General features: G+C 60.0%; 12 protein-coding genes. 2 read left to right on the forward strand and 10 right to left on the reverse strand.

What is annotated here, in order from left to right:
* Positions 1-8: 8 nt before the first annotated feature.
* Positions 9-488, reverse strand: a complete 480-nt coding sequence (locus VIH17_01725; protein ID HEY4681951.1) for a metal-dependent transcriptional regulator — start codon at positions 486-488, stop codon at positions 9-11.
* Positions 489-642: 154 nt separating this feature from the next.
* Here VIH17_01725 and VIH17_01730 point away from each other — a divergent pair, with 154 nt between their 5' ends.
* Positions 643-1,329 carry a class I SAM-dependent methyltransferase gene (locus VIH17_01730; protein ID HEY4681952.1) on the forward strand — a complete coding sequence of 229 codons (687 nt, stop codon included), beginning with the start codon at positions 643-645 and terminating at the stop codon, positions 1,327-1,329.
* 60 nt (positions 1,330-1,389) lie between these two features.
* On the opposite strand, the gene VIH17_01735 is transcribed toward VIH17_01730, so the two are convergent.
* The 9 genes from VIH17_01735 to VIH17_01775 form a co-directional block, all read right to left on the reverse strand.
* On the reverse strand, positions 1,390-2,226 hold the full coding sequence (locus VIH17_01735) for a hypothetical protein (protein HEY4681953.1): 837 nt from the start codon (positions 2,224-2,226) through the stop codon (positions 1,390-1,392).
* A 130-nt stretch (positions 2,227-2,356) separates the two neighbouring features.
* Positions 2,357-2,620, reverse strand: coding sequence for an Lrp/AsnC ligand binding domain-containing protein (locus tag VIH17_01740; GenBank protein HEY4681954.1), 264 nt, complete (start codon positions 2,618-2,620; stop codon positions 2,357-2,359).
* An 83-nt stretch (positions 2,621-2,703) separates the two neighbouring features.
* Positions 2,704-3,648 (reverse strand): diaminopimelate epimerase, encoded by a 945-nt coding sequence (dapF, locus tag VIH17_01745; protein ID HEY4681955.1) that lies wholly within the window; start codon positions 3,646-3,648, stop codon positions 2,704-2,706.
* Between the two features lie 3 nt (positions 3,649-3,651).
* Complete coding sequence (locus VIH17_01750; protein HEY4681956.1) at positions 3,652-4,320, reverse strand: MgtC/SapB family protein; 669 nt, start codon at positions 4,318-4,320, stop codon at positions 3,652-3,654.
* A 29-nt stretch (positions 4,321-4,349) separates the two neighbouring features.
* Entirely contained in the window at positions 4,350-5,216 is an 867-nt protein-coding gene (mtnP, locus tag VIH17_01755; GenBank protein HEY4681957.1) for an S-methyl-5'-thioadenosine phosphorylase, read from the reverse strand.
* A gap of 25 nt (positions 5,217-5,241) precedes the next feature.
* Positions 5,242-6,096: an MBL fold metallo-hydrolase gene (locus tag VIH17_01760; protein ID HEY4681958.1), complete on the reverse strand. Its 855-nt coding sequence runs from the start codon at positions 6,094-6,096 to the stop codon at positions 5,242-5,244.
* Positions 6,093-6,494, reverse strand: a complete 402-nt coding sequence (gene mce / locus VIH17_01765) for a methylmalonyl-CoA epimerase (GenBank protein HEY4681959.1) — start codon at positions 6,492-6,494, stop codon at positions 6,093-6,095. Before mce ends, VIH17_01760 begins: the two co-directional genes overlap by 4 nt.
* A gap of 29 nt (positions 6,495-6,523) precedes the next feature.
* Entirely contained in the window at positions 6,524-7,507 is a 984-nt protein-coding gene (meaB, locus tag VIH17_01770) for a methylmalonyl Co-A mutase-associated GTPase MeaB (protein HEY4681960.1), read from the reverse strand.
* A gap of 15 nt (positions 7,508-7,522) precedes the next feature.
* Positions 7,523-8,668 carry an acyl-CoA dehydrogenase family protein gene (locus VIH17_01775; protein HEY4681961.1) on the reverse strand — a complete coding sequence of 382 codons (1,146 nt, stop codon included), beginning with the start codon at positions 8,666-8,668 and terminating at the stop codon, positions 7,523-7,525.
* A gap of 196 nt (positions 8,669-8,864) precedes the next feature.
* Between VIH17_01775 and VIH17_01780 the strand changes: the two genes are divergently transcribed.
* The coding region (locus tag VIH17_01780; GenBank protein ID HEY4681962.1) for a hypothetical protein at positions 8,865-9,193 on the forward strand (329 nt) is incomplete at its 3' end.

The raw sequence follows: 9,193 nt of genomic DNA on the forward strand, positions 1-9,193 counted from the left end.
AATCTTGCTCAAGCCCGCCAGCCGGAAGCCCGGCTTGCCGTCAGCCGGCGGAACAATCCTGCCCGGCGGGCACCGGCGCGCTTGAACCCGTCCAATCGCTGCCGGAATCTTTCCTCCTGCCCGGTCAAATAAATCAGAAACTCGTGGAGGCGCTGAGCCGAAAGCGAACTGAGGCTGTGTTCCATCCTGCCGGCGTCACGCCGCGCCACCTGGCGCGGCACTCCCAGCACCTCCACCAAAAAATGGATGAGGTCCCGGTGAAGATGGCGAAGGGCAGCGGCGACCGCCTGCCCTCGGTGGCTGATGCGGACCGGCCCGCGTTCCTCCTGCCGGAGATAGCCAAGCCTTCGCAGGTGTTGCACCGCGCGGGTGACGGTCGGCAGCCGCACCTTTAACGTCCGGGCAATGTCGGTCACCCGCACTACGCGGTTCTTCTCACTTAAGGTAAGCACCGCTTCCAGGTAATCCTGCTGGCTCGGTGTCAACATTTCAGCCGATATTAGCCTGCACTAATTAGCCAATGCTAATTTACTTTCGCCCCGGGGGCTATGTCAATAGTATTTCCAAGGCTTGCCCGGCCGTGGCCGCCCAAGCCACCAACTCGTGCCGGTGTATTTCTGTGTGGTACACTCGCAGGCCTTGGTGAAAGCGCTCGACCGTATGAAAGGGGAGTGGAACGCCCGCGCTCGCGAGGCCAGCCGCTTCTATATCTGTTCGGCTCGCGATTTTACAGAGGAGGATTTCCGCCGCTCGGGCGAGGAGCATGCCGCTCTCATCCTGGAGTCAGTGGCGCGTTGGCTGCCCGGCCGAGACGGCGCTCTCGAAATCGGTTGCGGCACCGGCCGCTTGCTGGGACCCATGGCGCGTCATTTTCCCGAAGTGATTGGCGTGGATGTATCCGGCGAAATGGTACGCCAGGGCCGCGAGCAACTGCGGCATCTCCTCCGGATTCGCCTAGAAGAGGTGGATGGTCACGGCTCCCTTCCCTTCCCCGACCAATACTTCGACCTTTGTTACTCGATGCTGGTGTTCATTCATCTTCCCCAAAAAGAGGTGGCCCGGAAGTACATCCGGGAGACTTTTCGCGTACTGAAGCCCGGGGGCATTTTTCGTTTTCAAGTTTTCGCAGTTCCGGATACGCTGTGGCACTCCGTGCGCGAATTCTTCACCAAGAAGAGCACCTGGCGCGGTTGCAAGTACAAGCCATCCGAAATGGACGCTTACCTGAAAGCGGCTGGATTTGAGAAACTCGATTCGTCGTTGGTTCCCGATCCAGGACCAATCAAGAAGAATTGGGTTCTTTGGCTGACGGCGCGCAGACCGGCTTGAGGAGGACACGTCGCGCGCTGCGGGATGTCCGCCTCTGGCACCCTCCTGCCTTGTAAGCCGTTAGGGCCGTTTGTCGGTGCGATTGGTTTTTCCCCGCTTCATGGCCTGAAGGTCGCCCGCGACGATGTCAGGAATTTGAGCGAGAATGGACTCATAGCCGGCAAGCACGACAAACGCCGTCGCGTCCGCGCCCGTCGTGACGAGCATTTCCCCGCTCGGCAACAGCCAGGCAAAACTGCTCCTGGTTGTCATGCCCGTTTCGAAGAAGCGGGTGGCGCGGACTTCTCTCCCGTCAACTTGAAAGATATCTTCGCCGCGACGGTTGACGCGGGCTTTGCCCTGCGGCAAAAGCGGCACGACAAAGCGCTGCCCGGCGCTTTTCATCATGCCTTCGAAGAGCAAGGCGTTCATCGAGGCGAGCGTATCATCCGAGGCGACAAAGCTCGTGGGCACAGATGCTTTGCTCATCTTGTCACCGTCAAAATCAATCATCGCCTGGCCGTTTTCCACTCGCACATGGCGGGAGATTTTCCGCGCCCCCATGTCGCCAACCAGCGAAAACGAGACCAATTCACCGCGCCGGTCAAACTGCATCTCCTCGGTAAGGCGATAGACCGTGTCCAAGAGGGTGACGTGGCTGCTGGCCTTGGCCGAGCGCACGCCCGGCAGCGTTTCGGTAGGCGCCTCGCCTCGCTCCAGCCTTTCGTTCCCCACCTCTTTTCCGCCAAAGATGATTTTGTATTCCGAGACTTGAGGCGGGCCTGAACCGCTTGCGCCTCGCTGGCCAACCCCGTTGACAAAGGCTCCTGGCTGCCAAAAGAAGGGAAAGAAAGTCAACAAAAGCGCCCAACCAGACTTATAGAGGACGTGTCGCCGCTGCCGCTGCCCGTTGCGCACGGTTACCTTCTCAACGCGGAAGAGAGCGATCCTGTGGCGATTCTAATACCAGAACGCTTTTCGAGCGACCCGGGCGCACGCACAAAGTCTGAGCCAACTCCTCGGCCATCCTCCTCTGGTTGGAACGGCGCTAGCGTATGGCCCGATCGCGCTCGGGAGTCGATTCGGAGAGGACCACCAAAGTTTCCGTCTTCTTGATGCCCTCCATTTTGCGAATCTCAATAATGGTCTCTTCGAGGGCGCCCTCCTCCTCACACTCGACTCTCACCACAAAGTCATGGCTCCCGGTGGTCGTGGCAATCGTGCGCACGTGCTTGATGTGGAGAATCTGGCTGGCCGAGTGAAGCAGATCGGCGTCCGTCGAGGTGTCAACAAGGATATAGGCTCGCAGCATGGCGCTTCCTCCTAATTCTGGAGGCTAGAAGCTCGAGGCTAGAAGCTGGACCCTCAAGCGTCAAGCCTCCAGCTTCCAAGACATTACCTCCAGAAAAACCTTCCATTCGCCAAAATTTCCGCTCCCGCCACCTGCGCGAGCATCCCATCTTCCCGCCACCGCACCTGCAAAACTCCGCCGAGAGTATGGACATCCACCTCTCTTTCCGTCCCGCGGGCAAGATGCGACGCCACCGCCGCCGCGCATGAGCCGGTGCCGGAAGACAGAGTCTTTCCCACGCCTCGCTCATAAAATCGCACTTCGATTTCAGTCGGCGACTTCACCTTCACAAATTCGACATTCGTTCGTTGGGGAAAGAAAGGATGGCTTTCCAGTTCCTGGCCGAGCGCCATCCAGTCGATCATCTCGAAATCATCCACAAAAAGGACGCAGTGGGGGTTGCCAGTTGAAAGAACCGTGGCATGCACCACTTCATCTCCCACCGGAATGGCAAAATCCAGAATCGGCCCGGCGGCCTGGCCCGCTCGCCGCAGCGAGCGCGAGGGGGCAAACGGGATCCGCTCCGGAGCGAAGATTGGTTTCCCCATCTCAGTGCGGAAGAGAAAACGACGCCCGCCACGCTCCAGCAGTTCGACTTTACGCGCCCCGGCCTTGGTGAGGACGAAAAGAGTCTCGGCGACTCTTTGGTGACGATCCAGAAACCACGCTGCCGCACACCGCACTCCGTTGCCGGAGATTTCAGCCTCGGATCCGTCGGCATTGATGATGCGAATCGCCACTCGCGCCGCCCGCGCGGAAGGCCTCGGCCTGAAGCCCCGGTCTCGCGGCTCACGATGAACCACGCTCGCCCGCCCGGCACGCTCGCCGCGGCGAGCCAGGATGAGGCCGTCTGCGCCTACGCCAAAATGGCGATCGCAGATGGCCCTTGCCAGGGCGCCGGCGTGGCGCGCTGGAATGAGCCGGGCCTCCACCAGCAAGAAATCGTTGCCATGAGCCTGTGCTTTACTAAACGGGATCGAGCGTGGCAAGGCTTAATCCTTCGCTGAACCTCGGGGTGAGCCCGGCTCGGACGTGGCTTCCATTCTCTCAATCTGCTTCATCAGTTCCCGATGCTGCGAGTCCGTGACATCAGCTTCAAACTCGACAACGTATTCCTTCCCCACTCGCTGCACCCGCAGGTTTTGCAAGGCGAGCTTGCGGCTTTCGAGCGTGGCGTTGATTCCGCTCATCCCTTCCTCGATGTTCTGACAGGTCACGTTGTAGCTCATGGTCTGGGTCTTCAGGTCGAAACGCCGCTCAAACCGCCCCAAAGCCCAGAGGGCAAACAAGAGAAAGAAGGTGGTGAAGATTCCGGTCAGGTACATGCCGCCGCCCACCGCCATCCCGATGCTGGCAATCACAAAGATCGTCGCCGCCGTGGTCAGGCCCACCACCGAACCCCGAGCATGAAGGATCGATCCCGCGCCGATGAAACCAATGCCCGGGATGAGTTGGGCGGCGATGCGAACCGGTTCGCCGCCAAATATCTTTGCCAGTTCGGCGGACAGGATCGTGAAAAGCGCTGAGCCCACGCAGATGAACATGTTCGTGCGCAGCCCGGCCGGCTTGCGGCGAATCTCGCGTTCCAGACCGATGATGCCTCCCAGGAAAGCCGCCAGCAAGATCCGCCCGGCGATCGAGAGCGTAAGATCAATCCGCATATTCGCCTCCCTGGAGGATAGCCCTCCGGCTACTTCAGATATTTCCCGAGGATCGGCTTGAGATTCCTTTTCGTCGCTGCCGGGATGAGCTTCCGGTCGGTAATGATGGCATGGGCGAGCGCCGAGCCGCACTTGCAATGCCGCTCCCTGCTGATGCTGCCCACGGCCTCGCGGATGACTTTCTTCACATTCTCGATGTTCCGGGAAAGGTATTCCATGACCTGCTCGCCCGTCACCGCATCGTGCCCCGGATGCCAACAATCGTAATCGGTGACCATGGCGCAGGTGGCGTAGCAAATTTCAGCTTCGCGCGCCAGCTTCGCTTCCTGGAGATTGGTCATGCCAATCACGTCAAAACCAAACTTTCGGTTCACCTCGGCTTCCGCCTTGGTGGAAAACATGGGACCTTCCATGCAGACATAAGTGCCGCCGCGGTGCACCTTGACCCCCGCCCTCGAGCACGCCCTGGCCAGCCATGCCGCGAGTTCCGGACAGATGGGATCGGAAAAACTGGTATGCGCGACGACGCCCTTCCCGAAAAAAGTGGAAATACGGCCCCGCGTGCGGTCAAAAAACTGGTCCGGCACGCAGAAATCGGTCGGCGCAAGTTCTTCTTTGAGCGATCCCACCGCGCTGACCGACAGGAGGCGCTCTACCCCAAGCAACTTGAAGGCATAGATATTCGCACGGAAATTCAATTCCGAAGGCAGAATGCGATGCCCCCGGCCATGACGAGCCAAAAAGGCCACCCGCTTCCCTTCCAGCGTTCCGATCAAGAATGCGTCGGAAGGTTTTCCAAAGGGCGTGCTCACTCGCTTCTCCCGAACGTGGGTCAGCCCCTCCATGGCATAGAGTCCGCTCCCGCCGATGATCCCCACATGGATTTTTTGAGCCACCGCTGCCTCCCGCATGGCACCTTGTCTATTTCATCGCCCAAGCTTCCGGGACCGCCACCGCTTCTACGCGACCTTCCCTCTCGCGCAAGTAGGCCGCCGGGGTATTCGGGTCATGCACAAAAAAACAGAGCCAATCGCCCTTCACCGCCTCCGGTATCCATTTTTGTTTCTGTTGGAGTGTCTTCAAGGGATAGAGGTCAAAGCTCATGATCCATGGATAGGACAAGTGGGCGGTGGAAGGAACATTGTCGGAGAAGAAGAAGGCGGTCTTCCCGCCGGAGGTGATCCTCAGGGCCATCAAGTCGGCGGTGTGGCCGGGGGTGCGAATAAGCTCAATCCCCGGCGCGATTTCCCGGTCGCCCTCGAGGAGTTGGAACTGACCGGCTGCCATGACCGCCTCAAAGGTATCGCTCAGGTAGCTCCCGCGATCCCTCTCCGTCGGCAGGCGCGCGTGGGAGAGCTCATCGCGGTGCGTAAAGTAGCGCGCGTGGGGAAACATCGGCGCCAATTTCCCGGCGCTGTCCGTTCTTACGTTCCAGCCGGAGTGGTCAAAATGAAGGTGGGTGTTGACGACGATGTGGATATCCTCTGGCTGAAGACCCATCCGGGCAAGCTTTTCCGGCAGCCGGCCGCTCCGGGCGAAGCCGTAAATCTCACGCTGCCTGTCCGTCCAGCGATCCCCGGCGCCCGTTTCCACCAGAATCCAGGTATCGCCCGTATGAATCAGCAGGCAATTCACAGCCAGACGAACCCGATTCAAAGCATCGGGTGGAAATTTCTTCTCCCAGAGGACACGCGGCACAATGCCGAAAAACTGGCCGCCATCCAAACACCAGGTGCCGTCGGAGATGACAAACAACTCGAGGTTGCCAAATTTCATTTTGGTTTTGCTTCAACCAGCTCCACCAGAACGCCGCCGGTGCTCGAGGGATGAACAAAGACATAGCGATGGCCGCCTGCTCCCTCCTGCACCCGGGGCGTCACCAGGCGCACGCCGGCCGCCAGGAGTTCCCCGGCGCGCTTTTCGAGATGCTCTATCTCGACAGCAATGTGGTGGAGGCCTTCGCCGTGCTCTTCCAAGAACCGGGCAATCACCGAATCTCCGGAAGTGCCCTCCAGCAACTCAACACGGGTGTCGCCGAGCGGCAACATGGCCACGCGCACCTTCTCCTGCGGAATATTCTCAAAACCCTCGAGGGGAATCCCCAGGGTCTCTTGATAAAACTTCAAAGCCGCGTTGAGCGACCGCACGGCAATCCCGACATGGTCGAGCTTCATGGTCCTCCAGTGTCCTTCAGGGTGAATCCTTAGCGTTGTTGGCTCAGGCCAACCTGGCGCAGGATTTCCTCAATGATGCTGTAAGGGTCGCGCTCCCGGCGGGCCACCGCGTCGGCGTAAGCCAGCAGCCGCTTTTCGCCAATCTGCTCTTCCAGCACCCGCTCCACCAGGCGCTCTCGGGCCATCTCCATCAGCCGCTGCCGCCAACGCTCTCTTTGCCGCGTATCGCGCCGGGCTGGCGATGCAAAGTGAGCCCGATAGCCCTCGATCGAAGCGGCCAGCTCCTCCACCCCCTTGTTTTCCGTCGCCACCGTCGGCACCACCGGCGGTGTCCAACCCTCGCGCGTTCCGGCAAACGACAGCATTGCCCTGATCTGTTGCTCCAGCCGGGCGGCGTTTGGCAAGTCGGCTTTGTTGATGACAAAGATGTCGCTGATCTCCATCAACCCAGCCTTGAGTGTCTGAACATCGTCGCCCATTCCCGGCACCATCAAGACGAGCGTGCAGTCGGCCAGCCGGACGATCTCTACTTCATCCTGACCTACCCCGACCGTCTCAATCAGGATTACGTCCTTGCCGGCCGCTTCCAGGATCAAAGCGACATCCGCCGATGTCCGCGCCAGGCCGCCCAGGTAGCCGCGCGTCGCCATGGAGCGGATATAGATACCGGCGTCGGTCGAGTGTCGCTGCATGCGGATGCGATCGCCCAGGATGGCGCCGCCCGTGAAGGGGCTGCTCGCGTCCACCGCAATGATGCCAACGCGCCTGCCTTGTTTGCGGTACGCCGCCGCCAGGCGGTCCACCAGCGAACTCTTCCCTGTCCCCGGCGAACCGGTAACCCCGATCAGATAGCCCTTTCCGGTGTGAGGAAACAACTGCCGGAGAATCTCTAGCGCTTCCGGTTCGCCGTTTTCGACGGCGCTGATGGCGCGAGAAATGGCGCGCATTTCGCCGGAACGGATTTGCTCCACCCAATCCTGGATTTGTAAGGTAGGCGCCTCGGATGAGTCCATAGGCTCCGTCCGGCCTCAGACTTTGCCGAGCAATTGCCGGGCGATGATCAGCCGCTGAATCTCGCTCGTTCCCTCGCCGATGGTCGTCAACTTGACGTCGCGGTAGAACTTTTCGGCAGGGTAATCCTTCACGAAACCATAGCCGCCATGCACCTGAACCGCTTCGCTCGTCACCCGGCAGGCCATTTCGCCGGCAAAGAGCTTGGCCGTGCAAGATTCGAGCGTATGTTTGGCGCCCCGGTCGGCAAGGCAGGCCGCCTGGAACGTCAGCGCTCGCCCGGCTTGAATCTCCGATTCCATGTCGGCAAGCTTCCACTGAATAGCCTGATACTCGGCGATCGGCTTGCCAAACTGCTTGCGCTGCTTGGCGTATTTGACGGAAGCTTCAAATGCTCCCTGGGCCAATCCCACCGCCAGCGCGGCAATCGAGATGCGGCCGCCGTCGAGGATGGCCAGGCTGTTCAAAAAACCTGCGCCTTCCGCGCCCAGCAAATTTTCCCCGGGTATCCGGCAATCGGTGAAAATCACCTCGGAGGTTGCCGAGGCGCGCATCCCCAGTTTGTTTTCTTTTTTTCCCAGCTTGAAGCCCGCCGCATTCGTCTCGATGACAAACGCAGAAATGCCGTGATGGCCCTTCGCTTTGTCCGTCATTGCCATCGCCACGCAAATGTCGGCGTGGTGACCATTGGTCGTGAACGTTTTCGACCCGTTCAGCACCCAGGCACCTTCGTGCTTGACCGCCGTGGTGCGCGTGCCACCGGCATCGGAGCCCGCTTCCGGCTCGGTGAGGCTCCAGCAGCCCAGCTTTTTGCCTTGCGCCAGCGGAACCACATACTTCCGTTTTTGTTCCTCGGTGCCGAATTGGAAGATGTGATGGGTGCAGAGCGAGTTGTGCGCCGCAACGCTCAATGCGATCGAGGGATCAACCCGCGCCAGCTCTTCGATGACGATCGCGTATTCGACATGGCCCATCCCGGCGCCGCCATACTCTTCCGGGAAGATAACGCCCATCAGCCCCATCTCGGCCAACTTGGGGATCAGCCCCATGGGAAAGTGGGAAGCTTCGTCCCACTCCATCACGTGCGGCCGGATTTCAGCTTCCGCGAACCGGCGAACGCTTTTTTGAAGCTGCTTCTGTTCGTCGGAAAGTTCAAAATCCATTTTCTTTTCCTCAGCGGGCAATACTCGCGGCGCACCCAAACTTTTTATATCACGCGCGGCAGGCATGAGCAACCGATAGTGGCGGAGCCGGCGCCAATCAACCTGCCGCTCGGCACCAAGGTCGCCTCCAGCCTCTTCCCAAACGCAATGTTTTCGGCGAGAATGCCTATCCGGAGTTTTCGGAAGGGGGGAATGCATGGTTCCAAGATGGCCGACAGTCATCCTGCTTGTGCTCGTGACTGGCGCCACCTTGCCGGGGTTTGCCCGGAGCGGTCAGGCCACTGAAACTCAGCATCCTTCCGAGTTCAGCCGGGCCAGCGAGGCAGCGGAGCAATTCATTCGCGTTCTGTTTGACGTTCCGGCTGTCATGCGGGTGGAGATCAAAAATTTGAAGTCCGGCGGCCCGCCCGGGTTCCTGCGCGGCAAGCTGGAAATTGGTTCGGCTGGTCGGGTCCAGTCATTCACGGTGCATCTTTCCACCGACGGCCGGTGGCTTATTCTTGACCGCCTCTATGACATGACCAA

It is taken from the genome of Candidatus Acidiferrales bacterium, assembly GCA_036514995.1.
In the GTDB taxonomy this organism is placed as follows: Bacteria; Acidobacteriota; Terriglobia; order Acidiferrales; family DATBWB01; genus DATBWB01.

Bases quoted from the DNA above. Each gene is read 5' to 3' on its own strand.
- VIH17_01760 (HEY4681958.1), bottom strand. From the start codon at position 6,096: ATGAAATTTGGCAACCTCGAGTTGTTTGTCATCTCCGACGGCACCTGG.
- VIH17_01740 (HEY4681954.1), bottom strand. From the start codon at position 2,620: ATGCTGCGAGCCTATATCCTTGTTGACACCTCGACGGACGCCGATCTG.
- mce (HEY4681959.1), bottom strand. From the start codon at position 6,494: ATGAAGCTCGACCATGTCGGGATTGCCGTGCGGTCGCTCAACGCGGCT.
- VIH17_01750 (HEY4681956.1), bottom strand. From the start codon at position 4,320: ATGCGGATTGATCTTACGCTCTCGATCGCCGGGCGGATCTTGCTGGCG.
- meaB (HEY4681960.1), bottom strand. From the start codon at position 7,507: ATGGACTCATCCGAGGCGCCTACCTTACAAATCCAGGATTGGGTGGAG.
- VIH17_01775 (HEY4681961.1), bottom strand. From the start codon at position 8,668: ATGGATTTTGAACTTTCCGACGAACAGAAGCAGCTTCAAAAAAGCGTT.
- VIH17_01725 (HEY4681951.1), bottom strand. From the start codon at position 488: ATGTTGACACCGAGCCAGCAGGATTACCTGGAAGCGGTGCTTACCTTA.